Annotated in this window: 30 protein-coding genes; 17 read left to right on the top strand and 13 right to left on the bottom strand. The window is 66.8% G+C overall.

Going from position 1 to position 23,770, the window contains the following annotated elements:
• Nucleotides 1–80: 80 nt before the first annotated feature.
• Together A5781_RS13630 and A5781_RS13625 are read left to right on the top strand one after the other, a co-directional pair.
• Nucleotides 81–446 (top strand): STAS/SEC14 domain-containing protein, encoded by a 366-nt coding sequence (locus A5781_RS13630; RefSeq protein WP_067206552.1) that lies wholly within the window; start codon nucleotides 81–83, stop codon nucleotides 444–446.
• Between the two features lie 125 nt (nucleotides 447–571).
• Complete coding sequence (locus A5781_RS13625) at nucleotides 572–1,345, top strand: YqjF family protein (RefSeq protein ID WP_067206549.1); 774 nt, start codon at nucleotides 572–574, stop codon at nucleotides 1,343–1,345.
• A gap of 1 nt (nucleotide 1,346) precedes the next feature.
• On the opposite strand, the gene A5781_RS13620 is transcribed toward A5781_RS13625, so the two are convergent.
• Nucleotides 1,347–2,117 carry an SDR family oxidoreductase gene (locus A5781_RS13620; protein ID WP_067206546.1) on the bottom strand — a complete coding sequence of 257 codons (771 nt, stop codon included), beginning with the start codon at nucleotides 2,115–2,117 and terminating at the stop codon, nucleotides 1,347–1,349.
• 58 nt (nucleotides 2,118–2,175) lie between these two features.
• On the opposite strand from A5781_RS13620, the gene A5781_RS13615 reads away from it, so the two are divergent.
• Nucleotides 2,176–2,652 (top strand): nuclear transport factor 2 family protein, encoded by a 477-nt coding sequence (locus A5781_RS13615; protein WP_067206541.1) that lies wholly within the window; start codon nucleotides 2,176–2,178, stop codon nucleotides 2,650–2,652.
• Here A5781_RS13615 and A5781_RS13610 read toward each other — a convergent pair whose 3' ends face one another.
• Nucleotides 2,653–3,390, bottom strand: a complete 738-nt coding sequence (locus A5781_RS13610; protein ID WP_067206540.1) for a DJ-1/PfpI family protein — start codon at nucleotides 3,388–3,390, stop codon at nucleotides 2,653–2,655. It abuts the gene before it with no gap.
• A 17-nt stretch (nucleotides 3,391–3,407) separates the two neighbouring features.
• Nucleotides 3,408–4,367: a GlxA family transcriptional regulator gene (locus tag A5781_RS13605; protein WP_067206539.1), complete on the bottom strand. Its 960-nt coding sequence runs from the start codon at nucleotides 4,365–4,367 to the stop codon at nucleotides 3,408–3,410.
• Nucleotides 4,368–4,477: 110 nt separating this feature from the next.
• On the opposite strand from A5781_RS13605, the gene tpx reads away from it, so the two are divergent.
• Nucleotides 4,478–4,972, top strand: a complete 495-nt coding sequence (gene tpx / locus A5781_RS13600; protein ID WP_067206535.1) for a thiol peroxidase — start codon at nucleotides 4,478–4,480, stop codon at nucleotides 4,970–4,972.
• 119 nt (nucleotides 4,973–5,091) lie between these two features.
• On the top strand, nucleotides 5,092–5,403 hold the full coding sequence (locus tag A5781_RS13595) for a DUF4333 domain-containing protein (RefSeq protein WP_066954472.1): 312 nt from the start codon (nucleotides 5,092–5,094) through the stop codon (nucleotides 5,401–5,403).
• On the opposite strand, the gene A5781_RS13590 is transcribed toward A5781_RS13595, so the two are convergent.
• Entirely contained in the window at nucleotides 5,384–6,358 is a 975-nt protein-coding gene (locus A5781_RS13590) for a nitronate monooxygenase family protein (protein WP_067206531.1), read from the bottom strand. The genes A5781_RS13595 and A5781_RS13590 overlap by 20 nt on opposite strands.
• Nucleotides 6,355–6,744: an NYN domain-containing protein gene (locus tag A5781_RS13585; RefSeq protein WP_067206528.1), complete on the bottom strand. Its 390-nt coding sequence runs from the start codon at nucleotides 6,742–6,744 to the stop codon at nucleotides 6,355–6,357. The genes A5781_RS13590 and A5781_RS13585 overlap by 4 nt, the downstream gene beginning before the upstream one ends.
• 140 nt (nucleotides 6,745–6,884) lie before the next feature.
• Here A5781_RS13585 and A5781_RS13580 point away from each other — a divergent pair, with 140 nt between their 5' ends.
• The 5 genes from A5781_RS13580 to A5781_RS13560 all read left to right on the top strand — a co-directional run bounded on the left by A5781_RS13580 (nucleotide 6,885) and on the right by A5781_RS13560 (nucleotide 11,472).
• Nucleotides 6,885–8,069, top strand: a complete 1,185-nt coding sequence (locus A5781_RS13580) for an acyl-CoA dehydrogenase family protein (RefSeq protein ID WP_067206525.1) — start codon at nucleotides 6,885–6,887, stop codon at nucleotides 8,067–8,069.
• Nucleotides 8,070–8,086: 17 nt separating this feature from the next.
• On the top strand, nucleotides 8,087–8,989 hold the full coding sequence (locus tag A5781_RS13575) for an NAD(P)-dependent oxidoreductase (protein WP_067206588.1): 903 nt from the start codon (nucleotides 8,087–8,089) through the stop codon (nucleotides 8,987–8,989).
• A gap of 9 nt (nucleotides 8,990–8,998) precedes the next feature.
• Nucleotides 8,999–9,448, top strand: a complete 450-nt coding sequence (locus A5781_RS13570; protein WP_067206521.1) for a helix-turn-helix transcriptional regulator — start codon at nucleotides 8,999–9,001, stop codon at nucleotides 9,446–9,448.
• Between the two features lie 4 nt (nucleotides 9,449–9,452).
• Nucleotides 9,453–9,863 (top strand): VOC family protein, encoded by a 411-nt coding sequence (locus tag A5781_RS13565; RefSeq protein WP_067206516.1) that lies wholly within the window; start codon nucleotides 9,453–9,455, stop codon nucleotides 9,861–9,863.
• Nucleotides 9,864–10,017: 154 nt separating this feature from the next.
• Nucleotides 10,018–11,472, top strand: a complete 1,455-nt coding sequence (locus A5781_RS13560) for an aldehyde dehydrogenase (protein WP_067206513.1) — start codon at nucleotides 10,018–10,020, stop codon at nucleotides 11,470–11,472.
• 64 nt (nucleotides 11,473–11,536) lie between these two features.
• Here A5781_RS13560 and A5781_RS13555 read toward each other — a convergent pair whose 3' ends face one another.
• Nucleotides 11,537–11,791 carry a hypothetical protein gene (locus A5781_RS13555; protein ID WP_067206509.1) on the bottom strand — a complete coding sequence of 85 codons (255 nt, stop codon included), beginning with the start codon at nucleotides 11,789–11,791 and terminating at the stop codon, nucleotides 11,537–11,539.
• A 198-nt stretch (nucleotides 11,792–11,989) separates the two neighbouring features.
• Here A5781_RS13555 and A5781_RS13550 point away from each other — a divergent pair, with 198 nt between their 5' ends.
• Nucleotides 11,990–12,646 carry a heme-binding protein gene (locus A5781_RS13550; RefSeq protein ID WP_067206505.1) on the top strand — a complete coding sequence of 219 codons (657 nt, stop codon included), beginning with the start codon at nucleotides 11,990–11,992 and terminating at the stop codon, nucleotides 12,644–12,646.
• 65 nt (nucleotides 12,647–12,711) lie between these two features.
• Nucleotides 12,712–13,548 (top strand): class I SAM-dependent methyltransferase, encoded by an 837-nt coding sequence (locus A5781_RS13545; protein ID WP_067206502.1) that lies wholly within the window; start codon nucleotides 12,712–12,714, stop codon nucleotides 13,546–13,548.
• 2 nt (nucleotides 13,549–13,550) lie between these two features.
• Here A5781_RS13545 and A5781_RS13540 read toward each other — a convergent pair whose 3' ends face one another.
• The gene (locus A5781_RS13540) at nucleotides 13,551–14,531 is read right to left on the bottom strand and encodes an NADP-dependent oxidoreductase (protein ID WP_067206499.1); all 981 of its coding nucleotides are present in this window, start codon (nucleotides 14,529–14,531) and stop codon (nucleotides 13,551–13,553) included.
• Between the two features lie 50 nt (nucleotides 14,532–14,581).
• On the opposite strand from A5781_RS13540, the gene A5781_RS13535 reads away from it, so the two are divergent.
• Complete coding sequence (locus tag A5781_RS13535; RefSeq protein ID WP_067206495.1) at nucleotides 14,582–15,259, top strand: DUF4148 domain-containing protein; 678 nt, start codon at nucleotides 14,582–14,584, stop codon at nucleotides 15,257–15,259.
• A 30-nt stretch (nucleotides 15,260–15,289) separates the two neighbouring features.
• Nucleotides 15,290–16,135, top strand: a complete 846-nt coding sequence (locus A5781_RS13530; protein ID WP_067206492.1) for an SAM-dependent methyltransferase — start codon at nucleotides 15,290–15,292, stop codon at nucleotides 16,133–16,135.
• A gap of 6 nt (nucleotides 16,136–16,141) precedes the next feature.
• Here the strand turns inward: A5781_RS13530 and A5781_RS13525 are convergent, their stop codons facing one another.
• Nucleotides 16,142–16,969 (bottom strand): family 16 glycosylhydrolase, encoded by an 828-nt coding sequence (locus tag A5781_RS13525; RefSeq protein ID WP_067206489.1) that lies wholly within the window; start codon nucleotides 16,967–16,969, stop codon nucleotides 16,142–16,144.
• Nucleotides 16,970–17,224: 255 nt separating this feature from the next.
• On the opposite strand from A5781_RS13525, the gene A5781_RS25605 reads away from it, so the two are divergent.
• Entirely contained in the window at nucleotides 17,225–17,431 is a 207-nt protein-coding gene (locus A5781_RS25605) for a hypothetical protein (protein ID WP_156624617.1), read from the top strand.
• 186 nt (nucleotides 17,432–17,617) lie between these two features.
• On the opposite strand, the gene A5781_RS25600 is transcribed toward A5781_RS25605, so the two are convergent.
• Nucleotides 17,618–17,863: a hypothetical protein gene (locus tag A5781_RS25600; RefSeq protein WP_156624615.1), complete on the bottom strand. Its 246-nt coding sequence runs from the start codon at nucleotides 17,861–17,863 to the stop codon at nucleotides 17,618–17,620.
• 47 nt (nucleotides 17,864–17,910) lie between these two features.
• Nucleotides 17,911–18,558: a cutinase family protein gene (locus tag A5781_RS13520; protein ID WP_369817724.1), complete on the bottom strand. Its 648-nt coding sequence runs from the start codon at nucleotides 18,556–18,558 to the stop codon at nucleotides 17,911–17,913.
• A gap of 148 nt (nucleotides 18,559–18,706) precedes the next feature.
• On the opposite strand from A5781_RS13520, the gene A5781_RS13515 reads away from it, so the two are divergent.
• Complete coding sequence (locus tag A5781_RS13515) at nucleotides 18,707–19,369, top strand: class I SAM-dependent methyltransferase (RefSeq protein WP_067206482.1); 663 nt, start codon at nucleotides 18,707–18,709, stop codon at nucleotides 19,367–19,369.
• An 11-nt stretch (nucleotides 19,370–19,380) separates the two neighbouring features.
• Here A5781_RS13515 and A5781_RS13510 read toward each other — a convergent pair whose 3' ends face one another.
• Genes A5781_RS13510 through A5781_RS13500 form a run of 3 tightly spaced genes read right to left on the bottom strand, consistent with a single transcriptional unit; the run spans nucleotide 19,381 to nucleotide 22,461 of the window.
• Nucleotides 19,381–20,457, bottom strand: a complete 1,077-nt coding sequence (locus tag A5781_RS13510) for a prenyltransferase (RefSeq protein WP_067206479.1) — start codon at nucleotides 20,455–20,457, stop codon at nucleotides 19,381–19,383.
• Entirely contained in the window at nucleotides 20,444–21,202 is a 759-nt protein-coding gene (locus A5781_RS13505; RefSeq protein ID WP_067206476.1) for a class I SAM-dependent methyltransferase, read from the bottom strand. Before A5781_RS13505 ends, A5781_RS13510 begins: the two co-directional genes overlap by 14 nt.
• Complete coding sequence (locus tag A5781_RS13500) at nucleotides 21,196–22,461, bottom strand: glycosyltransferase family 4 protein (RefSeq protein WP_067206473.1); 1,266 nt, start codon at nucleotides 22,459–22,461, stop codon at nucleotides 21,196–21,198. Before A5781_RS13500 ends, A5781_RS13505 begins: the two co-directional genes overlap by 7 nt.
• 442 nt (nucleotides 22,462–22,903) lie before the next feature.
• On the opposite strand from A5781_RS13500, the gene A5781_RS13495 reads away from it, so the two are divergent.
• Entirely contained in the window at nucleotides 22,904–23,710 is an 807-nt protein-coding gene (locus A5781_RS13495) for a DUF1906 domain-containing protein (protein ID WP_067206470.1), read from the top strand.
• Nucleotides 23,711–23,770: the final 60 nt, after the last annotated feature.

Below are 23,770 nucleotides of genomic sequence, written 5' to 3'. Positions count from 1 at the left end.
TCGCCTCTTATCGGCGTGGCCGGTCAACGGCATCATGACGGCATCGCCCTCTCAGACCCGCTATCCACTAGGAGCGAACCATGATCGAATACGACCTGGATACCGAGCATTCCATCCTGGAAGTGCGGCCGAAGGCCGCGCTCGACAAGAGCGATTTCGACGAACTCGCAAAGTCTGTCGATCCTCAGATCGAGGCGAACGGCGACCTCGCCGGCCTCATCATCAGCGCGGCGTCCTTCCCCGGCTGGGACAGCTTCGGGGCGATGGTCAATCACTTCCGCTTCATTCACGATCATCAAAAGCACATCAAGAAAGTCGCGGTGGTCACCGACTCGCTTCTTGGGGATGTCGCCGAGCATCTGGCCTCGCACTTTGTGTCGGCCAAGATCCAGCACTTTCCCGCCGGCCAAATCCAACAAGCGCGAGATTGGATCAACGGCTCGTAATGCGTTGCGGCTGAGCTAAACTCAGAGAGAGGTCCGGGAGTACTTCGACATGGCGACAATCGCGCGGTTCGCGCCGGTTACGCCGGCCCGTCACCCCTAGCCGCGGCGCGTGTCACGATGGTCCGATGACCGCGACTCCCGGGTTACCGGCGCCCGAACCCGGCGGCGGTCGGGGCCTCGAGGGATACCCGGTCACCCCGGCGCCGCTTCGCGGCCCCGTCACCTTCGATCAGTGCTGGCGTGAACTGACCTTCATCCATTGGCCGGTGCGGCCCGATACCGTCGAGACGATGTACCCGCCCGGCACCCGGCCCGACGTCTTCGCCGACGGGATGACCTACGTCGGGTTGGTTCCATTCGTCATGGGCAGCACCAAAGTTGGCTCCGTGCTACGACTTCCGTACTTCGGCAGCTTCCCGGAGACGAACGTCCGGCTGTATTCGGTCGACGACGCCGGCCGGCACGGTGTGCTGTTCCGGTCGCTGGAAACGGCGCGGCTCGCGGTCGTGCCGGTCACCCGGGTCGGCCTCGGCGTTCCGTACACCTGGGCGAAAATGCGGACGAACCGGCACCGCGACCGCGTCACATATGACAGTGTGCGCCGGTGGCCCCGCCGCGGCCTGCGCAGCCGGATCGAGATCGCCATCGGCGCCCCGGTGAAACCGACACCGCTGGAAATCTGGCTCACCGCCCGATGGGGTGCGCACACCCGCACGGCCGGCCGCACTTGGTGGGTACCGAACGAACACGAGACCTGGCCGCTGCACGCGGCCGACATCGTCGAGCTGCACGACGAGCTGGTGGCGGCCAGCAAGGTTCGGCCCGCGGGCGAGCCGTTGCGCGCGCTCTTCTCGCCCGGTGTGCGAGCCCGTTTCGGCCGCCGCATCGTCGTCGCATGATCTACGGGCAGGTGTATCCGCCGTCGATCACGACGTCCGAACCGGTCATGTAGCTGGAAGCCTCGCTCGCCAGGTAGAGGTACAGGCCGGTCAGTTCCTCGGGCCGGCCGATCCGCCCGAGCGGAATTTTCGGCTCCCACAGCCGGTGATACTCCGTCAACGGCTCCACGAGTTCGGTCAGTATGTAACCCGGGCTGACGCTGTTGACCCGAATATTGTGCGGCGCCAACTCCACGGCCATGGCCTTGGTCAGGTGAATCACCGCCGCCTTGGACGTGCAGTAGTGGCCCACTTGCTGCGGCACGTTGATGATGTGGCCCGACATGGAGGCCGTGGTGATGATGGCGCCGCCCTGACCCTGCCGGACCATCACCCTGGCCGCCGCTTGCGCCGTGAGGAAAACGCCTGTGACATTGGTGGTTTGGATGCGTTCGAACTCTTCGAGCGACATGTCCAGCATCCCGTTCACCGTGATGATGCCGGCGTTGCAGACCGCGATGTCGACGCCGCCCAGCTCCGCGGTCACCCGCTCCAGCATCTCGGTCACTTGATCGGGTTGGGTCACGTCGCAGCGGACGGGCACAACCCTGCCCTCGCCGTCCGCCGCGATCTCCCGGGCGACCTGTTCCAGACCCTCGGCTCGCCGCGCCGCGATGGCCACGTCGGCGCCCGCTTGCAGATATGCCTGCGCCACTTTCTTGCCGATGCCGCTGGATGCCCCAGTTACCAGCGCCCGCTTGCCGCGCAGATCAAACAACTTCAAGACGTTCATGCCATATCCCTATCCAGACGAGCTTCCTGTAACCGAAACACGTTCTAGTGTGTCCGCCATGGGCAAATTCACCAGGGCAGAAATCGACCAAGCCGTCGAGAATTACACGCGGGTAGTGGAGGGGTGCAGCGCCTCGGGCGACTGGCGACCGTTCGCCGATCTCTTCACCGAGGATGTCGTCTACACCGAACATCACTACGGGGTGTTCCATGGCCGCGAGGCCGTCCGGGACTGGATCGTCGCCGTCATGGCACCGTTCCCGCACATGCGATTTCCGTCCGACTGGACTGCCTACGACGAGGACAACGACGCCGTCGTCGTGATGATCAAGAATCTGCTCGACCATCCGACGGACCCCGAGGGTGAACCCTTCTGGTTTCCGAACTGGACCCGGCTGGTCTACGCCGGGGACGGATTGTTCTCCAGCGAGGAGGACATCTACAACCCCAACCGGGATGCGCCCGGTGTGGTGGCCGCCTGGCTGCAGGCCGGCGGCCGGCTCGAGTCCGACGAAATCCTGCAGCCGGGCGCCTGACTAACTAGTCACCGGCTGTCGCCCCCGCCGCCGCGACCGCACGGCCGCCAACGCCTGCTCCCACGCCAGCATCGTGGCGGCCTTCACGTTGGCCGGCTTCACACTGTCCCTGGACAGCAGTGCGGTCGCGGCCGCCTTCGTGGTGGCCGACGCCTTGGACATGTGGCCGGAGTCGAACGGCGGCTGCGGATCGTATTCGATCGCGAGTTGGATTGCCTTGGCGCGGCTTTCGCCGCCGATCTGCGCGGCCAGCCAGAACGCGAGATCGAGTCCCGCGGAGACGCCCGCGCTCGTCACGATGTCGCCTTCATGCACGACGCGTTCGTCGGCCACCGGGACTGCGCCGAAGGCCTTCAGTGCGGGAATGGTCAGCCAGTGCGACGTGGCCCGCCGGCCTTCGAGGAGGCCGGCGGCCGCCAGGATCACCGACCCGGAGCACACCGACGTCGTCCATCGGGCGGTCCGATGCGCCCGGCGCAGCCAGTCCAGCAGCGCCTCGTCGCGGGCATGCACCGGGGTCGACGGGCCGCCCGGCACCAGAATCACGTCGGGCGAGGGTGTTTCGGCCAGTGAGTGGGTGGCCCCGATGACCAGCACACCGGAGTCCGCGGTGATCGGCCCGGCCTCGTGCCAGACGAACCGCACCTCGGCGTCCGGCAGGTTGCGCAGCACCTCATACGGGCCGATCATGTCGAGCGCGGTGAATCCCGGATAGGTCACGATCGCGATTTGGGTCATGGTGTCGTCCTTTCGGTTCAGGCGAAGGCCTTGCGGTATTGGTCCGGCGGAATGCCGACCCGGCGAAGGAAGTTGCGCCGCATGGTTTCCGCGGTGCCGAAGCCGCAGCGGGTGGCGATCGCGACGACGGTGTCGTCGGTCTCCTCCAACTGCCGGCGAGCGGCCTCGGTGCGGACGCGTTCGACGTATTGGCCGGGCGCCTCGCCGACCTCGGCCGTGAACACTCGGGTGAAGTGGCGCGGGCTCATGGCCGCGCGACGGGCCAGCTCGTCGATGCTGTGCTCGCCACCGGGTTCCGCCTCGATCGCCTCCTGCACCTCGCGGATCGCGTTGCGTTTGGCGCGCGGCATCCACACCGGCGCGGCGAATTGGGTCTGCCCGCCGGGGCGGCGCAGATACAGCACCAGCCAGCGGGCGACCGTCTGTGCAACCTCGGTGCCGTGGTCGTCCTCGACGAGCGAGAGCGCCAGGTCTATCCCGGCGGTGACACCGGCGGCCGTCCATACGGTGTCCGAGGTGCGGACGAAGATCGGATCGGCGTCGACGTCGATCGCGGGGAACTCGCGGGCCAACCGACCGGCGAAGGCCCAATGCGTGGTGACCCGCTGCCCGTCCAGCAGCCCCGCCTCGGCCGCCAGGAACGCGCCGGTGCAGACGGTGACCACGCGACGGGCGGTACCGGCGACGGCCTTGATCCAGCCGATCAGTTCGGCATCCGACCGCGCCGCCTCGACACCTCCGCCCCCGGGCAGCACGACCGTGTCGATCTTCTCGCTGGGGTCGTTCGGGTCCGGCAGCGGCGACGCGACGAAGGCCAGCCCGGTCGGGGTGGCCACGGGGCCGCCGCCGACGGAGCCCACCACCACGTCGTACCCGCCCCCGGTGAGCAGCGAGGCGCCGGTGAAGACATCGTGCGGGCCCACCACGTCGAGCGCCTGCACGCCGGGGAAACCGGCGATGACGACCTTGCGAGTCATGGACTCAAGTGTTCGGCACGCGGCAGCATGTCGTCTACGCCCTGCAACCCACCAATTAGGACATGGGACCTGGCCCATGGCGGCCGAAGCGGGCTTGGCAGACTGTCCGCATGGCACAGATAACGTTGCGTGGAAACCCGATCAACACCGTCGGCGAGCTGCCTGCCGTCGGATCCCCGGCGCCGGCCTTCAGCCTGACTGGCGGCGATCTGGGGGCGGTCAGTAGCGACCAGCTCGGCGGTAAAGCCGTGGTGCTCAACATCTTCCCGTCCGTGGATACGCCGGTGTGCGCGACCAGCGTCCGGACCTTCAACGAGCGCGCCGCCGCGAGCGGAGCCACGGTGGTGTGCGTGTCAAAGGACCTGCCGTTCGCGTTCGCCCGATTCTGTGGCGCCGAGGGCATCGACAACGTCAAGACGGGCTCGGCGTTCCGCAGCAGCTTCGGCGAGGACTACGGCGTCACCATCAACGACGGGCCGATGGCCGGTCTGCTGGCCCGGGCCATCGTCGTGGTCGGCGCCGACGGAAAGGTCACCTACACGGAGTTGGTCCCCGAGATCGCCCAGGAGCCCAACTACGACGCGGCACTGGCCGCGGCGGGCTAGCCCGATCCGCCGACTGCGGTTGTCCCGAGCGCGGGCGTCCAGTCGCTCGTTTGCGAGCTGACCATGTCCGTCGCTGTGAGCTGTTCTAACGCACCGATAGCGTGTTAGCCTGACCGGCTATGGATTGCGGCAGATTTCCGGTCGTCGCGGGCGTGCTGGCTACTCTGGTGGCCCTGCAGGTCGCCGGATGCAGCGCGAAGTCGACGGTCAAACCCGACGGCGCGGCGCAATCCGTCGTCGACGTCGTCTCGCGCCAAACAGGATTCCACCCGACCGACGTGAGCTGTCCCTCCGGTGTCGAAGCCAAGGTGGGCCAAGAGTTCGACTGTCACTTCACCGGCCCGGAGGGCAAGGGCTACACCGCGCACATGCGCATCACCAAAGTCGAAGGCGAACAGGTCGTCTTCGACGTCAAGAGTCGCCCAAGCTAAGCCCCGGCGGCCCGAGCCGATCCGCGGTGGCCGCCAGCGCTTCGCCGCATCCCGCCCACATCCGCTGGATGATGTCGGCGGCCGGCGGGATGTCCTCGATCCGCCCGGCCACCTGACCGGTGTTGGCGACACTGGCGTCCATGTCCCCGTCGAAATACAGCCGCTGCACCCGTTGCAACGCCGCGGCGCCGTCGCCGGAAGACATTGCGGTGTCCAGCCTTTCTGCGGCGGCCGTCCGGATCACCCGCATCATGCGTTTGCCGTCGAGGGGGAGGAGCACGGTGGAGGTTTCATCGGCCGCGACGACCGCCCGCTTGAGGTTGCCGTGCACCGGGGAATCCGCCGAGGCGAGCAGCCGCGTGCCCATCTGCACGCCCTCGGCGCCGAGAACGAAGGCGGCCGCCATCGAGCGCGCGTCGCAGATCCCTGCCGCCGCCACGATCGGCACGTCGACCTGCGCCGCCACCAGCGGCAGCAGCACCATGGTCGACGCACCGAATCGGTTCTTGAACCCGCCGCCCTCGACGCCCTCGACCACGAGCCCGTCGACTCCGGCGTCGACGGCTTTCCGGGCCGCCGCGAGGGTGCCCACCACATGGAACACGGTGATCCCGGCATCGTGGAGCCGGCCGATGAACAGCGCCGGATCGCCGGCCGATGTGGTGACGAAGCGAATGTCGTTGGCCACCAGGAGATCCACGGTGGCCGGGTCGCGGTTCATGATCAGCGCGATGTTCGCGCCCACCGGACGGTCGGTGAGGTCACGGACGCGCCGCAGGTCGGCCCGGCCCTGCTCGGATGTGGTCTCGATGACGCCCAGCCCGCCCGCGTTCGACACCGCGGCGGCCAGCTGCGCCCCGGCGATATAGGTCATCGGCGCCTGGATGATCGGGATGTCGATTCCCGCGGATGCGCAGACCCGGTTGACCGTGGGGCCGCCTCGGCCGGTGTTCATGAGGCTCGCGGCCCCCGCGGGTCGATGAGGTCGCGGAAGCTTGCAGCGGGGTGGACCGAGGCGCCCAGGCTCACCACGCGGTCGCTCAGCCCTTTGTCCGACGTCACCACCCGAATGTCGTGCGGCCGGGGGTCGGCCTGGACGCGCCGGACGATCTCGTCGTCGGCCGAGTTGGCGGCCGCCCGGGGCGCATAAGCGATCTCGATCGCCGCTGCGGGAATGGCGCTCGACGGCGGCCGCTCAAACACGACCGTCACGTGGTCCCCTTGGGCGGTCGCCCATCGGTCGAGGCGGTCGACCAATGCGGCCATGGCGCGACCGCGGTCCTTCCACCACCCGTCCGGGCGGCTCCCGATCACATTCATGCCGTCAACGATCCAGCGCACGCCCCCTACGGTAAGGCGAGAATTCGCCGCACCGCTTCCGGCCCCGTGTCCCGCGATTCATTCTTTCCAACGTTAAGCGGTTGGTACGGTCACCGATATCAGTTTCCCGCTGATGCCGTCGCGATGATTGGGACAGGTGGATGACGTCGATTGCCGACACCGATGACCGGGTTGTCTCGCTCGCCCGCGGTATGCGCGACCTGGTGCGCGCCGAGGCCGCAGAATCCGAGCGGATGCGCACCCTTACCCCGGCGATCGTCGACGAGATGTGGGCGAGCGGGCTGATGTCCGCGTTCAACCCGGCCCCGGCGGGCGGTACGGAACCGTCTTTCACCGAAATGATCGAGACCTGGATCGAAATGGCTTGGCAGGACGGCTCTTTCGGGTGGGTTGGCATCGCCAACCTGCCGTCTTCCTTCGCCGCCGCGGCGTATCTGCCCGACGAGGGTTTTGCCGAGGTGTTCACTGCGCACGACAACCGCGTCACGATGGGCGGCCAATTCTTCCCCAACGGGCAGGGATCCGCCGTCGATGGCGGCTACCTCGTGAGCGGGTCGTGGAACTTCGGCTCGGGCATCGGGCACTCCCAGTACGTCGCGGCCGGGTTCTTTCCCATGGACAACGGCGAAATGCGCTGGATCAGTGAGGGCTTCCCCGAGATGCGGGTCGCGGTGATTCCCCGGGATCAGATCAGCTTCAACGACGGCTGGTTTGTCCAGGGGCTCAAGGGAACCGGGTCCTACGATTACAGCGTCCAGGAGGTGTTCGTACCGGCGAGCCGCACCTTCGAGCTCTTCGTGCGCCAGCCGTATCGCGGGACGTCGCCGGCCACCCGGATGGGGCTGATGCCGGTGACCGCCGCCGGCCACGCGTCATGGGCCCTGGGTGTCGCCAAGAGCATGCTCGACGACGTCCAGGAGTTGGCGGCGACGAAGTTCCGGATGAGCGACATGGCGTCGCTGGCCAGCCGCCCCACCTTCCAGAAGGGGCTGGCGCACCACCGCGCGGCCTGGCGGGCCGCTCGTCTGCTGGTGCTCGACGCGTTCACCACCGCCGAGGCCGCGGTCGCGTCGGGGGAGGAGCTCACACCGGTGCTGCGCGCGGACATGCGCGTGGCTGCGGTCTTTGCGACCGACACGGCCCGAAGCTGCGCCGAGTGGGCGCACCTGGTAGCGGGCACCAGCTCGATCCGGGAGGGCACTCGATTGGAGCGCGCTTTCCGGGACATCTATACCGGGACGCAGCACGCCTTCATCAGCGAGAAAGTCGCCATCGACGTCGCGCAGATCTGGCTCGGCATCATCGAAGACCAACCGGGGCTGTGAGTCGCTACTATCAGCGCATGCGCGGCTCAAAGATCCTGATCACCGGTCCGACCGGTCAAATCGCGACCCCCATTGCGCGGGCGCTCGCGGCCGACAACGAGGTGTGGGGCATCGCCCGCTTCACCGATCCGGCAGCAAGGGAGGGCCTGGAGAAGGCGGGCGTCCGCTGCGAGACGGTCAACCTGGCGGCGGGTGACTTCGCCAGTCTGCCAACCGATTTCGAGTACATCCTCAACCTGGCAGTGGCCAAGAGCGGGAACTGGGACAAGGACCTCGCGGCCAATGCGGAGTCGGTGGGTCTGCTCATGGCGCACTGCCGCGATGCCAAGGCCTTTCTGCATTGTTCGTCCGCCGCCGTCTATGACCCGCCGGACGAAAATCCGCGAACCGAGGCCGCCGCCCTGGGCGACAACCACAAGTGCCTGTTCCCCACCTACTCCATCTCCAAGATCGCCGGGGAGGTCGTCGCCCGTTCGATGGCGCGGGCCCTCGGAGTGCCCACCACCATCGCCCGGCTCAACGTCCCCTACGGCGACAACGGCGGGTGGCCGTTCTACCACATGGAGATGATGCTGGCGGGCATCCCGATCCCGGTCCCGCCCGGGGAACCCGCGCGCTACAACCCGATTCACGAGGACGACATCATCGCGACGATCCCGAAGCTGCTGGAGGTGGCGTCGGTCCCGGCGACCACGGTCAACTGGTGCGGCGACCAAACGGTCAGCATCCAGGAGTGGTGTGGCTACCTCGGCTCGCTGGTGGGCAAGGAACCGGTGTTCGAGGTGAGCGCTCAAGCGCTGCGCGGCAATCCCACGGACAGCGACCGGATGCACGAGCTCATCGGCGGCACGACGGTCGACTGGCGTGACGGGCTGCGCCGGATGGCGGCCAAGTTCCATCCAGAGTTGGTCGGCGCGTAAGGATTACCGGTGCGCCAAGGAACCGACGCGGCGCAGCGCCTGCGCAACCTCGCGCTGCTCCGCCGCGTCCGCGACCGGATCGATCGCGAGTATGCGCGGCCGTTGGACGTGGAGGCGCTCGCGCGCGAGGTGCACATGTCCGCCGGCCACCTGAGCCGCGAGTTCCGCCGCGCCTACGGCGAGTCGCCGTACTCCTATCTGATGACGCGGCGCATCGAGCGCGCGATGGCGTTGCTGCGGCGTGGCGACCTGAGCGTCACCGACGTATGTTTCGCCGTCGGTTGCTCCTCGTTGGGCACCTTCAGCACTCGCTTCACCGAACTGGTCGGTGTGCCGCCGAGCACCTACCGGCGCCAGGGGGTGGACGCGCTGGCCGGAATGCCGCCGTGCGTGGCCAAACAGGTGACCAGACCGATCAGGAATCGAGAAGCATCGGACACCGTCCCGCGCTTAGCCTGACGCCATGGACATCACGATTCACTCGAGCTTCCTGCCACACGACGACCCGGAATCCTCGCTCGCCTTCTACCGCGACACCCTCGGCTTCGAAGTCCGCCTCGACGTCGGAAAGGGCAAGATGCGGTGGATCACCGTGGGACCCCCTAACCAGCCCGACACGTCGATCGTCCTGAATCCGCCGGCCGCCAACCCGGGCATCACCGAAGACGAGCGGCGCACCATCGCCGAGATGATGGCCAAGGGCAGCTACGCCACGTTGCTGTTGGCGACCAAGGACCTCGACCGCACCTTCGAGCAGCTGCAGGCCGGCGACGTCGACATCGTCCAGGAGCCGACAGAACAACCGTACGGACTGCGGGACTGCGCGGTCCGCGATCCCGCGGGCAACCTGATCCGCATCCAAGAACTGCGCTGAGTGCTGCGCTAGGTAGTCGATACCAACCGTTTTCGCGGCCCGGCGCCGCGGCCTGATCCGTGAACGCGGCCTTGACCGCGTCGCACACACAATGCTAAGCAAGTGCTCAGCATTGTGCGCCGGCCGAACGGCCCCGCGATACGGAAGGGATCGGATGACGCTGCAGACGGTATTGGACGACCTCCGAAAGCGCCCGGGAACGGGCGAGGTCATCGCGGTCATCGACCCCGCCACGGAGGAGACGATCATCGAGTTCACCGACTGCGGGGAAGCGGCGGTCGACGATGCCGCCGCGCGGGCGAGGGCTTCCTTCGAGTCGGGCGTCTGGTCCCAGCTGCCGGGCCGCGAGCGCGCCAAGATCATGTGGCGCATCGCGGATTCGATCGACGAGCATGCCGGAGAGTTCGCCCAACTCGACTCGCTCAACACCGGCATGCCGTTGATGCAAGCTCAGTTGCAGATGTCGACCTGCTCGGAATTCTTCCGCTACTACGCGGGCTGGTGTTCCAAACTCAACGGGGTCGCGTACGACGTGAAGACGGACGGCATCGCCACGGACGCCTTCGTCAACATGCACGCCTACACCCTCAAGGAGCCCTTCGGGGTGGTGGGGCTGATCTTCCCGTGGAACGGCCCGATCTTCAATGCCAGCGCAAAGCTGGCGCCCGCGCTGGCGGCCGGGTGCAGCATGCTCGTCAAACCCGCCGAGGAGACCCCGCTGTCGGCGCTGTTGCTGGACAGGCTGATTCACGACGCCGGCGTCCCCGAGGGAGTGGTCAACCTGCTGACCGGTTACGGGCACACCGCCGGTGCGGCGATCACCGCGCATCCCGACGTCGAGAAGGTCGCCTTCACCGGGTCGACCGAGGTCGGCAAGGAGATCGTGCGGGCCTCGGCCGGCAACCTGAAGAAGGTCATGCTCGAACTCGGCGGTAAGTCGCCGGTGCTGATCTTTGACGACGCCGACCTGGACAAGGCGATCATGATGGCGTCGTTGGGCATCTTCGTACACTCCGGGCAGGGATGCGTATGTGGCTCAAGGATTTTCGTGCAGCGTGGGGTGTACGACCGCGTGGTGGAAGGCATTGCGCTGATGGCTGACACGTTCAAGCTGGGCGCGCCCAGCGAAGAGGGCTGCGTCAGCGGACCGCTGATCAGCCAGAAGCAGCTGACCCGCGTCATGGGTTTTATCGACGAGGGCAAGAGTGACGGTGTCGAAGTGGTGACCGGCGGCTACCGCCTGGACCGCAAGGGCTACTTCGTGCACCCGACGGTGCTGACCAACGTCGACCCCGGCATGCGGCTGTATCAGCAGGAGATCTTCGGACCGGTGGTCAGCGTCCTGCCGTTCGACGACGAGGACGAGGCCGTGGCCATGGCCAACGACACCACCTACGGCCTGGCGGCCACGGCCTGGACGGAAAACCTCGGCCGCGCCCACCGAATCGTCAAGCGGCTGCAGGCCGGCAGCGTCCAGGTGAACTGCCAGTTGGTGTTCGACCACGACGTACCGTTCGGCGGTTACAAGCAGTCCGGCTGGGGTCACGAGTTCGGGCGCGAGGGCATCGAGGCCTACCTGAAGACGAAGTCGGTCTGGGCCCAGCTCTAGCCCTCGAACGCAAGAGTTCCGAACCTCCATGAGGTCCGGAACTTCGCGTTGCCCTATGGACGACTCAAGATCTCTTGGCGTAGCGGGTCAGGAACCCGGCGGCCGCAACCGCCGAGACCGCACCGATCACGCCCCACAGCACCAACTGGAAGACCATCGACCCCAAGAACCAGCCGAATGTCATCCCGATGTAGAGGGCCCAGATCAGCCGGAAGGCGCTCCACAGCGCCACGGCGCCGGCGCTGAGCCCGATGTACAGGCTGCGTTGCCGGTCCACCCGATTGATCTGCTCTTCCATGCTGGCCGGGACGATCTTCATTTCTGACTTCCTTTCGTGGGGCGCCGCCGGACTGGCGTCGTCGTTGGGCCAAGTACAGACCCCCGGATCGGCTACCGATCCCAACCCGCCACACCGGGGTGGACGCGCGTTACCCTCACCCACGAAGAAAGACAAGGGCCGGGTGACACCGTCGTTGGGGAGTGACCTCACTTGCGTCACCAGGGCCTGGTGGGTCAAATGGTCCTGATGATGAACCCGATCAAGCTCGCCGAGCAGGTCGCCGAATCGGTCCTGGCGGTGGGCGGGATTCGCGTTGGCCTCGAGGAGCCGAAGTACACGCGCCATCCGCTCACCGGCACCGTCGAGATACGCCGCTACGGTCCGCGGATTGCCGCCGAGACGACAGTCGACGCCGATGAAAACCGCGCTCGTGACGTGGGGTTCCGACGACTGGCGGGGTACATATTCGGCGGCAATCGGGGTAACGAATCGATCTCGATGACGGCACCCGTCAGCCAGCAGCCGGGCCGTCGTGGCCAGCAGATCGCGATGACAGCGCCCGTCGTCCAGTCCGCCGGCGCCGAGAGTGGCTGGGTGATCCGGTTTTTCATGCCCGAGAAGTGGACGATGGAGACCCTTCCCGCGCCCAAAGATGATCAAGTCCGCCTCGTCACCGTGCCGCCCGCGACCATAGCCGTGCTGCGATTCAGCGGTGACCGCAGCCCCAAGGCGGTGGCGTCTCGCACCGATGAGCTCGTGAAAACGTTGCGGGACAACGGAATCAAGACCACGGGAGAGGCCGAGGCCTGGTTCTACGATCCGCCCTGGACGCTGCCGATGCGGCGTCGCAACGAGATCGCGATTCCGATCGATCCGTCTTCCGCACCGGCCTAGCCGCCCGGCGTGCAACGGCGCGTGGGCAGCTACATTCGGCGCTGAGCCGGTTACGGTTTGGCGTGATGACGAATCGAGACAACCAGAAAGTGGATGCCGGGCTGCTGACCGGTGTTTCGGAAACGGCGCTGCTGACCCTCTACGGCAGGGCATATCAGGCCGGGCGCCCTGACCCGATCATCGACGATCCGATGGCCATCAGGCTGGTGGATTCCTTCGACTTCGACTTCGAGAAGTTCGGGCGCAGGGGCCAGGAGATGGCGCTGCGTTCGTTGGCCGTCGACCGGTGCGCGATCGAATACCTGACCACGCATCCGAGGGCGACCGTAGTCGCGCTTGCCGAAGGTTTTCAGACGTCCTTCTGGCGCTTGGACCGTGCCCTACCCGGCGCGCAATTCAGTTGGCTTTCGGTGGATTTGCCTCAGGTCATCGACCTTCGGCAGCGGCTGCTGCCGCAATCCACGCGGATCACTCATCTCGCGCAGTCCGCCCTCGACTACAGCTGGATGGACAAGGTCGACACCGGCAACGGCGTGTTCATCACCGCCGAAGGGCTGCTGATGTACCTACAGCCCAACGAGGCGCTGGGACTGATCAGCCAGTGCGCCAAGCGGTTTCCCGGCGGCCGGATGTTCTTCGACCTGCCGCCGACGATCGTCAAGAAGGTCGCGCGAAGGGGGCTGCGATCGTCCAAGCGCTACCGGGTACCGCCGATGCCGTTCAGCCTCTCGGTGCGTCAACTGGCGAAGCTCGCGGAAAACGTGCCCGGGATCCGTGCTGTGCACGATGTACCGATGCCCGCGGGGCGGGGCTTCTTCTTCGGGAGGCTATACCCCGCGTTCTGGCGCTTCCCGCCCGCGAAGCCTTATCGCGGCGTCTTCGCCCTACTCGAATTCGGCTGAGATCAGCCGACCTTGACCACCAGCTTGCCGACGTTCTTGCCGTCGAAGAGCATATTGATCGCCGTCGGCAGCTGCTCGAAGCCCTCGACGACGGTCTCGAGCGGCGTGAGCTTTCCGGCCTCGATGAGGCCCGCGATTTCAGTCATCGCTTCCGGCGCGCGCCCGAAGTGATCGAGCACGATGAAACCCTGCAACGTGGCGCGTTGAATGAGCAGATTGCCGAATGCGCGCGGGCCAGGCGGGGGATCGGCCGCGTTGTAGCCGGAGATCAGGCCGCAGAGCGCGACGCGGGCGCCGATGTTGAGGCGCGTGAAAATCGCGTCCATCAGGTCGCCACCGACGTTTTCGAAGTCGACGTCGATGCCCTTGGGCGTCGCCGCCGCCAGCTGGGCGGCCCAGTCGTCGGCGCGGTGGTCGACGGCCGCGTCGAAGCCGAGCTGGTCGGTGAGCAGCGCGCACTTCTCGGGCCCACCGGCGATCCCGACGACGCGAGCGCCGGCGGCCTTGGCGAGTTGGCCGGCGACCGACCCGACCGCGCCCGCCGCCGCGGAGACGACGACCGTCTCGCCCGGCCGCGGCTTGCCGATGTCGCGGATCCCGATCCACGCGGTGAGCCCGGTCATCCCGAGCGCACCCAGGTAGGCGCTCGGCGAGATGCCCTCCGCGACGTCGACCGGGTTCACCATCGCGGTGTCCGAGAGGACCGCGTACTCCTGCCAGCCGAGGAGGCCTTGCACCTTCTGGCCGACCGCGTATGTCGAACTCTTGGATGCGACGACCTCACCGAGCCCGCCCGGTAGGTACGACGGGGTGTCGTTGATCCACATACGGTTCGTCGGGTCCAGCGAGATCCAATCCACTCGCACCAGCGCCTCACCGTCGTCGAGCTCGGGGATCGGCTCTTCGCTGAGTTCGAAAGTGCCCGGACCGATGCGGCCGGTAGGTCGTTCGCGAAGCAGGAAGCGACGGTTTCGATGGGGCATATGCGCACCGTACCCTTCAATCATGGGGGCCGAGCGGAAGGTTTTGCTCGATGAAGGCACTGTCGCGATTCGTCGTAGTCCCCGTCGCCGTCCTGATGATGGCCGCCCTTTCGCTGCCCGGGTCGGCCGCCGCGGACCCGCCTCCCACCCAGCAGCTCACCGTCGTGGCGGTCGGGCCCGACGGCCAACCGATTAACGGTTACCACGTGGCGTCCGGACCGGGCAACGTCGGCCAAGCCAGCGACTGCAGCACGCCGTCACCGTCGGCGGTGGCCGACAACGTGTACTACTGCTCGCCGACCGCGGCCGGCGCCGGCACGTGCTGGCCGTCGACCCCGGGATCGCTACTGTGCGTGGACGATCCGTGGGACCGGCGCCTGCATCGGGTGAACTACGACGGTCCGCTGCCGCCGGTGCACCCGACCGCTATGCCGGACCCGTTCGCGCTGACCCTCGACGACGGTACGCATTGCCTTTTCCGCAACGGCGGCGCCTGGAGCGGGCGCGCCGACGGGTATGTCCCGGTCTACGGGTGCGGCCCGGCCGGCGGCGGCAATACCGCGGTGCTGTGGTTGCCCAGCCAGGGCGCCGGGAGTTGCATCGACCGCTCAACGTCGGCGTGGACGGTCAAGGTCGGCCAAATCGGCCGACCGGACACCGGCTACCCACCGCCCCAGACCCGCGGGGTGACGGAAGCGTGGCTCGCCGGTGGCAGGGCCGGTCAGTAGAGCGGCAGCGGGGCTGCTATAACGCAACGTATGTCACGCCCAGGCCAAACGATCACCCATGTTTCCGATACGGCCCGGTGGACGGCGTTGCATCGGGCAACGGAATCGGCCCGCCCCGACGCGCTGTTCAGCGACCCGCTCGCGGAGCGCCTCGCCGGTGAACACGGCCGCGCGATCGTCGACAACGTTCGCTGGACCGATCGCAGCGGTTTTTGGTTGGTCGCGCGCACCAAGCTCATCGACGACGCCATTGCCGACGCGCTCGCGAACGGCTGCGACCGGGTGCTGAATCTGGCCGCCGGTCTGGACACCCGGCCCTATCGCTTAGACCTCCCACCCGATCTCACCTGGATCGAGGCCGATCTGCCCAAGTTGCTCGAGGAAAAGACGCAGGTACTCGGCGATCAGACCCCGCGCTGCCGGCTCCACCGCATAGCGGTTGACCTCGCCGACCCGCGCGCCCGAGACACGTTCTTCAACGACGCGTTGGATGGTGCGACGAAGGCCTTCGTGCTGACCGAGGGTCTGTCGATGTACCTCGAGCCCACCGCCGTCGTCGGGCTTTCAGACGCGATCAAGCGCCCCGAGGTCGCGTGGTGGATGCTCGATTTCGCCTTTCCGGGCCTGAAGAAGCGGATCAACAAGAACGTCGCCGGCATCTCGGAAAACGCGCCGTTCAAATTCGCACCCGACAACGGCCTGGCCTTTTTCGAAGACCTTGGTTGGCAGACCGTCGAGGCTGAGTCGGTACTGGTGGCCGCCCACCGATTGCATCGCCTACCGATCTGGATGCGTCCGCTTGCCTGGCTGCCTCGGCCGGATTTGCGCCGTCCGGGCGGCAAATCATCGAGTGCGGTCGCCCTGCTCACCCACTGAGCCCGCCTACCAGACGCGGATCCAGTCGACGAGCATGTCGGCGGGATAGGTGCCCGGTCCTGGATCGCCGCCGCCGGAACCTGCGACCGCCAGATTGAACACCGGGTAGACCGCGTAGCCCGGCCCGTTGAACGGCCAATCCGGCAGTGAGCTCGCCGGCACGTCGAAATAGGGCTGGGCCCCGTCGGAGTAGTCCTTCCAGAACCGGATGCCGGCCTCGTCCCACTGCGTGCGCCAGGTGTGCCAGGCGCTGTCCATCGCAATGTTGTGGGTCTTCCATTCGCCGCCGTTGGCTTTCGCGTGCACGGTGGTGGCCGAGGGCCAACTGCCGTTGCCGTACCACTCCATCACGTCGATCTCGCCCTGGTCATCGTTACCCAGCCAGTAGGCCGGCCAGGCGCCGGCCGTCAGGCAGTTGAGCTTGATCCGGGTTTCCCAGGTATGGCCGACGCCACCGCGCCAGAGGCTTTGGACTTTGCCGCTGTAGTAGGTGGGGCCGTCCTTGGCGGCGCGGAGAACCAGGTTGGAGTTGCCGTCGAGGAAGACGTTGCGACGATCGTCGCGGTACTGCCCGATGTGCTCGGGCAGCTCCCAATACGTCGGATCCTTGATGGTCTCCCGGGCCTTCGCCACCGTCCACCTCGACGAATCCGGTGCCGAGCCGGCGGGTCCGTCGAATTCGTCGTGAAAAATGTAGGTGCCGGTTTGGCCGCTGGGAGCGGCGGGAGCGGGTGTACGACCCGGGCGGGCCAGGGCCTCCGGCGCAGGCAGCGCGGCTGCCAGCACGCCGATCCCGGTCGTCAACATCATGCGGCGGCGGTCCATCTTGGGCATACGCGGGGACGATAGCAGCCACCGCCGTCCCGACCGAACTCCGAAATCTGTCGGTGCTCGCCGCTAACGTTTCGAATCGCCGGCGGGCCAGCACGGACGGCGGCGCGGTAGCGGCTGAAGGATTAGTCGAAATTCATGGCTAATTCTCAACTTCGTGGATGGTTTGGTCTCAGGATCGGTCGGGCATCCTGAGATCACAAGCCGATAACCACAAGGCGTAGCATTTGCGGGTTGCACTGGGAGGAGTTAACGATCGTGGCAAATTCAACGGGAGCGACGGTTATTTCCCTTCAGTCCCACCCGGTATGGGCTGCGGCTCGGCGCCAGGAACGCGAACGCCGTGAGGCGATGCGCCGTCATCCCGCTTTCCGCGCCAGCCAGCGTGCCGCGGTGGCCGGTGGCGACGTCATTCCGCTGATCCGCGACTTCAAGCTCTACTCCAACACCAACACCCCGGCCTGAACCTTTCCGTGCGCAAATTGCGCCAAAGGCGTCCAGGGCGTGGGCTTGCTCGCACGCGTTAATCGAGCCGAAAAATCATTCTGATAACTCCGTCCATCTCTTCGGGGCAATGCGCCGCCGCCGAGCGGAGCCGTCGCATGAGAGCCACGGTCGTGCCCCGAGATTTTCGGATTGCGCCCGTGTACATCATTCCCATCGTTTACTACCGTGAGTAGTAGAAGTCGATTGGGAGAAGCGATGTCGAATAATTGGTTTTCGAGTACCGCGCACCGCCCGCTCACCACGGCGATGATCGGGTTCGCCGCCGCTTACGCCCTGCACGCGATCGATCATTTTCGGCGCGGAATGGCGGCATCGCCGCCGTCGATCACGGTCGGCGGCACCATCCAGGGCATCATCGTGCTGATCGCCGTCGTGCTCGTCGTGCGTCATCACCCGCGGGCGTGCGAGGCGGCGATCGATCCGGCGCGCCGGATCGATCAGAGCTTGCCGGCGACGAAGTCGGCCGCCTGGTTGGCCATGCCCGCATCGATATACGCACCGGCGAGGTGTTGCGGCCAGTTCGCCTTCCAGGTGTTCGGGTCGGCGGGGTTACAGATGGGATCCGCGCCGTGGCACAACTCGATGGTCCGGTCGTTGTAGGTCGGGTTGAAGTTCGCGATCGGACCGACCCACTGGCTGCCGTTGCCGAAGAGGGCCACGGCAGCGATGTGCTGGTCGGCGCCCGGCGGCAGGGGGCTGTCGAAGCCGAATGCGCTGATGGGCGCCGCGAGGACCACGTCGGTCACCGCCGCGCCGAGCGAGTAGCCGCCGAGCACCAGCCGGGTGTTCGGGCAATTGTTGATCATGTCCCCAACGTGGTGGCTCATGTCGTTGGCACCCTGAGCAACCTCGGTGTCGGCGGGGTAATTCACGGCATAGACGCCGATGTTCTTGTTGACCTTGGATCGCAGCGAGCTGATGAACGCGTTGCCCAGCGCTCCCGGTCCCGGCGACTCCATCCGGCCGCGGGCGAAGACCACCTGCACCTGTGGGCAGTTCGCGGCCGCGGCGTTGGGAATTGCGGACGACGGGAGCGCAGCGGGCAACGCCGCCGCGGCCACGATGAGGACCGCCACCAGGCCGATGTCACAGAGTCTGCGGGCAAGCACAGCATGATGGTAAAGCGGTCCCGGCCCGGCCGCTGGGCTTAGGCAAAGCGGCCTCAGTCCGGTCGCGCGGCGGCCACCTCGACCACCGTGGGGGCGCCGGTGGCGCGAACGATAGGTTCAGCTGATGAGTCACGTCGACGCGAGTGCGCCCGAGCGCTTGTTCGCGCTGGCCGAACAGGTGCAAGGGTTCCTGCCCGCCGACGAGGGACGGGCGCTCTACGACGCCGCGCTGCGGTATCTCGAGGGCGGCGTCGCCGTCGAGATCGGCACGTATTGCGGCAAATCCACCCTGTTGCTCGGCGCCGCGGCCCAACAAACCGCGGGCGTGCTCTACACGATCGACCACCACCACGGCTCCGAGGAGCACCAGGCCGGCTGGGAGTACCACGATGCCTCGCTGGTTGACGAGGTCACGGGATTGTTCGACACCCTGCCGACATTCCGTCGCACGCTCGATGCGGCGGGGCTGGACGACCACGTCGTCGCTGTCGTGGGTAAGTCGCCGATCGTGGCCTCCGGGTGGCGATCGCCGCTGCGGTTTTTGTTCATCGACGGCGGCCACAGTGAGGCCGCCGCGAACCAGGACTTCGACGGATGGGCGAAGTGGGTGGCCGTCGGCGGCGCGCTGGCCATCCACGACGTCTTCCCGGACCCCAGGGACGGCGGACGGCCCCCTTACTACATCTACCGTCGCGCAATCGATTCCGGCCAGTTCCGAGAGGTATCGGCTACCGGATCGCTGAGGGTCCTGGAACGTGTCAGCGGTCAGCCGGGCGAGCAGATCTAGCCGGACTCACGTCACCAGCCGGATCCTGTAGCGACGCATTCGCAGTCGAAGTCGTTCTGCAGACCCATCGGCAATCCCTCGGCACGGAAAATCCCGGCGCCCGCAGTGCTGTTCGACAGCGCGTCCGCGGCGAGGATCATCGCCGCTCCCGTCCAGGTGGTGCGCTCCTCGGGCCAGCGTTTCCCGTCCGCGAACACCAAACCCGTCCAGTAAGAGCCGTCCTCCTCGCGGAGATGCTGCATGGCGCCGAACTGTCGATTGGCGGCGGACCGCTGACCGATGGCGTCCAGCGCCATCACCAGCTCGCATGTCTCGGCGCCGGTTACCCAGGGCCGGTCCACCACACAGCGGATGCCCAGTCCGCCGACCACGAAGTCGTCCCAACGCTGTTGAATTCGCGCGGACGCCGCTGGCCCCCGCAGCGCGCTACCAAGAATGGGGTAGTACCAGTCCATCGAGTAGCGGTCCTTTTCGGTGAAGGCCTCGGGGTGCGCGGCTATCGCGTGCCCGAGTCGGCCCAGCGCCAGTTCCCACTCCGGCTGAGGCTCGCCGACCAGGGCCGCCAGCGCCAAGGCGCACCGCATGCTGTGAAACACGCTCGCGCAACCGGTCAGCAGCGCTTCCTCCAAGGGACCGCCTTCACCGCGGGCCCAACAGATCTCGCCATAGCCGACCTGCAAGTCGATGACGAAGTCGATCGCCTTGTGCACGACCGGCCACATCTGAGCGGCGAAGCGCCGGTCGCCGGTGACGAGCACGTGATGCCAGACGCCGGTGGCGATGTAGGCGCAGAAGTTGCTGTCGCTGTTGGCATCTTCGACGACGCCCGCGCGGAGCTGGATGGGCCAGGAGCCGTCCGGCCGCTGCGTGCGGCGGCTCCATTCGAACGCGGCGCGCGCCGGTTCCAGCAGTCCGGCGGCGGTGAGCGCCATCGCGCACTCCACGTGATCCCATGGATCGGTGTGGCCCCCCTCAGACCAGGGGATGGCCCCGGTGGGCTCCTGCATGGCCGCGATTGAACGCGCGGTTTGACGGCATTGCTCGGGGGTAAGGACGCCCGGGACCGATGGTGGGTTAGACCGACGCAACTGAATATCCCACCGTCGCTTCGCTTTCGGCCGGCGGTTGTTTGACGAAATACATCGCCACGCTCTTGCCGACCAGCGGATTGAGCAGCGATTCCGTCAGCTGCGTGATCTTCGGCCGTTGCATCAGGTCCCATACCAGGAGTTGGTGATACGCCGACACGGCTCGGTGATCGGTGTTCGACACACCCACAGCGCATTTCAACCACCAGAAGGGGGAGTGCAGTGCGTGCGCGTGGTGGGAATGCGTCAATTGCATTCCGCCATCCGAGATCTTGGCGCGCAAATCGCTGGCCCGGTAGATGCGCACGTGGCCGCCCTCGTTGCTGTGGTATTCGTCGGACAATAGCCAACACACCCGCTCCGGAAGCCAGCGTGGCACGCTGACCGCCAGAGTGCCGCCGACCTTGAGCACCCTGATCAATTCGGCGATGGCGGCGTCGTCGTGCGGTATGTGCTCCAGGATTTCGGACGCGATCACGCAGTCGAATGTCTCATCGGCGTACGGCAACTTCAGGGCGTCACCCAGGACCACCTTCGCCGACGCGCCGGCAGGCGCCTCACCGCCCTCGGCCATCGCGCGCAAAATGGTTTCCACCGAACGCAATTCGCTCTCATCGCGATCGAACGCGACCACGTCGGCGCCGCGCCGGTACGCTTCGAACGCATGCCGGCCGGCTCCGCAGCCGACGTCGATGACCTTCGTCGCCGGTCCCACCCGTAGCCGGTCGAAATCGACTGTCAGCATTGCGTTTCCCCTTCGGGAGTGGCCGAGGCGGCGTTGCGTGCGATCGCCCGCTCATACACCCGCACGGTTTGGGCGGCCACGGCTTCCCAGCTGAACACGTTGACTGCGCGGGTTCGTCCCGCCTTGCCCAGGCTCCGTCGCTTCTCCGGCGAGTCCAGCAGGTCTCCGAGCGCGCGGGTGAGCGCGTCGACGTCGGCGGGCGGTACCAGCTCGGCGCACGCGCCGTCGGTGCCGAGGACTTCGGGGAGCGCACCGACCCGACTCGCGACGATCGGAGTGCCGCTCGCCATCGCCTCCACCGCCGGTAGCGAAAACCCTTCGTAGAGCGAGGGAATGCAGGCGACTTCGGCCGAGGCGAACAACGCGGCCAGCTCGGCGTCGGAAAGCCCGCTGGTGATGTGGACCATGTCGGAGATGCCGAGCTCGGCGATCAGTTTGTGGGTGGGGCCGTTGGGTTCCACCTTGGCGACGAGCCGCAGCTCGAGGTCCCTGCTCGTACGCAACCGGGCGACCGCATGCAGCAGGGTGCGCACACCCTTCAGCGGCGTGTCGGCACTGGCGATCGCGATGACCCGCCCGGGTTGCCGGGGAACGGATCCCGGCTTGAACAGTTCGGTGTTCACGCCCAGCGGCACCACGTGCAGCTGGTCCGGCGAGACCCCGAAGTCGCTCACGATGTCGGCGGCCGACGACGACGAAACCGTCAGCAGGTCCGGGATCTGGCGCGCCACCTGCTGCTGCATCGCCAGGAATCCATACCAGCGCTGCACCAACGGTTTTCGCCACCATCGCGCGGCCGCCAGGTCAAGCACCCGGTCACGGGTGATGGGATGGTGCACGGTGGCCACCACAGGCAGTCCCGCGCCCGCGATGGTGAGCAGACCGGTGCCCAGGCTCTGGTTGTCGTGGACGACGTCGAAGTCGGCCGTCCGGTCCGCCAGCAACCGGGCGGCGCGCATGGTGAATGTCCGCGGTTCCGGAAAACCAGCCGTCCACGTGGTGAGCAGTTCCAACAGGTCGATCGAGTCGCGAATCTCGCTGGGCCGCGGGACGCGGAAGGGGTCGGGTTCGCGGTAGAGGTCGAGGCTCGGCACCTTGGTCAGCCGCACCCGCGGGTCGAGCAGGTCAGGGTAGGGCTGGCCGGAGAACACCTCGACGTCATGACCCAGTTCCACCAGACCGTGGCTGAGATGGCGCACGTAGACGCCCTGTCCGCCGCAATGGGTTTTACTACGGTAGGACAGCAGGGCAATTCGCATACTCAACTCTTCTTTGCTGGTGAATGACCGCGGAATGGCGCCGAATCCATCGCGGTCAACGGGCTCCCGAACCCCGTGACAGCAAACTGGACATGTGTCCAGACTATAGTTCGATCACCTAATCGAGCGCAACGAGGTCGGGCGTCACCGGGTCCCGGGTAAATGGTCTGACGGAAATCCGGCACCCAAAGATCATGCCACTCGGCCCCGAACCGGATTGAACCCTTCGGCCGGCCCCGGCGGGGCACGGGTATTTGCCGCTATACCCAGCCGCGGGTGACGAGCAGGTGCGGGCGCTGCGGGAGCAGAGCGCCTACGCCATGGCGGGGCGAGCCCGGGCGGTCGGGTCGGCGGCCGAGGGCCTCGTCAACGTGCCCGGGGTCAGCCGGTGCACCCGCGGCGCGGTTCGTCCAGGTCGGGCGCTGTTTGTTACCATCGCGCGGTGCAGGATTCGGCTGCAGCAGGCGGACGCGGCGCGCGGCGATGGGTGTCGAGGCGCGACGTCCTGAAATTTGCCGCGGCGCCGGCTTTACTCGGCCTCGGAACGCTGGCCACCCACTCCGCGGATCCAAAGGCATTCGCCGCCGACATGCGGCTGATCGATTTCGCCGAACGCAGGATTGCCCCGGACGAGATCAAATCGGCGGGCTATGGCGGGGTGGTGAATTATGTGTCGGAGTCACGCCCGGGGGCCAATTTCGAGGCAAAGCCCATCACCCGCGAGTACGCGGACTCGCTGCGCGCGGCGGGCCTCCAGATCGTCAGTAACTTCCAATACGGCAAACCCGGGTGGCCCGACCCGTCGGACTGCACGCGCGGCTACGACGGCGGCGTGGCCGATGCGCAGACCGCCTCGCGGCTGCACGCCGCGGCCGGAGGTCCAGGCTCGGCCCCGATCTTTTTCAGCATCGACGACGACATCGACGTCAACGTCTGGAATAGCGTTGCCGTGCAATGGTTTCGGGGAATCAACTCGGTCCTGGGCGTGGGCCGCACCGGCATCTACGGCCATGCCGGCGCGTGCGGCTGGGCGATCCGCGACGGCGTCATTGGAAACTCGACCACGCCCGGGCACCGCTGGGCGTGGCAGACGAAGTCGTGGTCGCATGGACAGCGCGAACCCGCGGCTGTGCTCTACCAGTCCGTGGTCAACAGCCCGAGCAACCCCAGCCCGCTGCTTGGCGGGATCAACGTGGACATCGACGAGGTCCTGGCGCCCGACTTCGGCCAGTGGGATTTCGCGCGCTGAGCCCCGTTGACGTCACGAGACATAAACGAGTTTGCGGCGTGTCGTCTGCATAGGTTATGT

It is taken from the genome of Mycobacterium sp. 852002-30065_SCH5024008, assembly GCF_001665645.1.
Lineage (GTDB): Bacteria > Actinomycetota > Actinomycetes > Mycobacteriales > Mycobacteriaceae > Mycobacterium > Mycobacterium paraffinicum.
Note: the sequence above shows the minus strand (reverse complement) of the source record. Positions and strands in the feature narration are given on the sequence as shown.

Bases quoted from the DNA above. Each gene is read 5' to 3' on its own strand.
- A5781_RS13630 (WP_067206552.1), top strand. From the start codon at position 81: ATGATCGAATACGACCTGGATACCGAGCATTCCATCCTGGAAGTGCGG.
- A5781_RS13625 (WP_067206549.1), top strand. From the start codon at position 572: ATGACCGCGACTCCCGGGTTACCGGCGCCCGAACCCGGCGGCGGTCGG.
- A5781_RS13620 (WP_067206546.1), bottom strand. From the start codon at position 2,117: ATGAACGTCTTGAAGTTGTTTGATCTGCGCGGCAAGCGGGCGCTGGTA.
- A5781_RS13615 (WP_067206541.1), top strand. From the start codon at position 2,176: ATGGGCAAATTCACCAGGGCAGAAATCGACCAAGCCGTCGAGAATTAC.
- A5781_RS13610 (WP_067206540.1), bottom strand. From the start codon at position 3,390: ATGACCCAAATCGCGATCGTGACCTATCCGGGATTCACCGCGCTCGAC.
- A5781_RS13605 (WP_067206539.1), bottom strand. From the start codon at position 4,367: ATGACTCGCAAGGTCGTCATCGCCGGTTTCCCCGGCGTGCAGGCGCTC.
- tpx (WP_067206535.1), top strand. From the start codon at position 4,478: ATGGCACAGATAACGTTGCGTGGAAACCCGATCAACACCGTCGGCGAG.
- A5781_RS13595 (WP_066954472.1), top strand. From the start codon at position 5,092: ATGGATTGCGGCAGATTTCCGGTCGTCGCGGGCGTGCTGGCTACTCTG.
- A5781_RS13590 (WP_067206531.1), bottom strand. From the start codon at position 6,358: ATGAACACCGGCCGAGGCGGCCCCACGGTCAACCGGGTCTGCGCATCC.
- A5781_RS13580 (WP_067206525.1), top strand. From the start codon at position 6,885: ATGACGTCGATTGCCGACACCGATGACCGGGTTGTCTCGCTCGCCCGC.
- A5781_RS13575 (WP_067206588.1), top strand. From the start codon at position 8,087: ATGCGCGGCTCAAAGATCCTGATCACCGGTCCGACCGGTCAAATCGCG.
- A5781_RS13565 (WP_067206516.1), top strand. From the start codon at position 9,453: ATGGACATCACGATTCACTCGAGCTTCCTGCCACACGACGACCCGGAA.
- A5781_RS13560 (WP_067206513.1), top strand. From the start codon at position 10,018: ATGACGCTGCAGACGGTATTGGACGACCTCCGAAAGCGCCCGGGAACG.
- A5781_RS13555 (WP_067206509.1), bottom strand. From the start codon at position 11,791: ATGAAGATCGTCCCGGCCAGCATGGAAGAGCAGATCAATCGGGTGGAC.
- A5781_RS13550 (WP_067206505.1), top strand. From the start codon at position 11,990: ATGGTCCTGATGATGAACCCGATCAAGCTCGCCGAGCAGGTCGCCGAA.
- A5781_RS13545 (WP_067206502.1), top strand. From the start codon at position 12,712: ATGACGAATCGAGACAACCAGAAAGTGGATGCCGGGCTGCTGACCGGT.
- A5781_RS13540 (WP_067206499.1), bottom strand. From the start codon at position 14,531: ATGCCCCATCGAAACCGTCGCTTCCTGCTTCGCGAACGACCTACCGGC.
- A5781_RS13535 (WP_067206495.1), top strand. From the start codon at position 14,582: ATGAAGGCACTGTCGCGATTCGTCGTAGTCCCCGTCGCCGTCCTGATG.
- A5781_RS13530 (WP_067206492.1), top strand. From the start codon at position 15,290: ATGTCACGCCCAGGCCAAACGATCACCCATGTTTCCGATACGGCCCGG.
- A5781_RS13525 (WP_067206489.1), bottom strand. From the start codon at position 16,969: ATGCCCAAGATGGACCGCCGCCGCATGATGTTGACGACCGGGATCGGC.
- A5781_RS25600 (WP_156624615.1), bottom strand. From the start codon at position 17,863: ATGACGCACGACGAGCACGACGGCGATCAGCACGATGATGCCCTGGAT.
- A5781_RS13515 (WP_067206482.1), top strand. From the start codon at position 18,707: ATGAGTCACGTCGACGCGAGTGCGCCCGAGCGCTTGTTCGCGCTGGCC.
- A5781_RS13505 (WP_067206476.1), bottom strand. From the start codon at position 21,202: ATGCTGACAGTCGATTTCGACCGGCTACGGGTGGGACCGGCGACGAAG.
- A5781_RS13500 (WP_067206473.1), bottom strand. From the start codon at position 22,461: ATGCGAATTGCCCTGCTGTCCTACCGTAGTAAAACCCATTGCGGCGGA.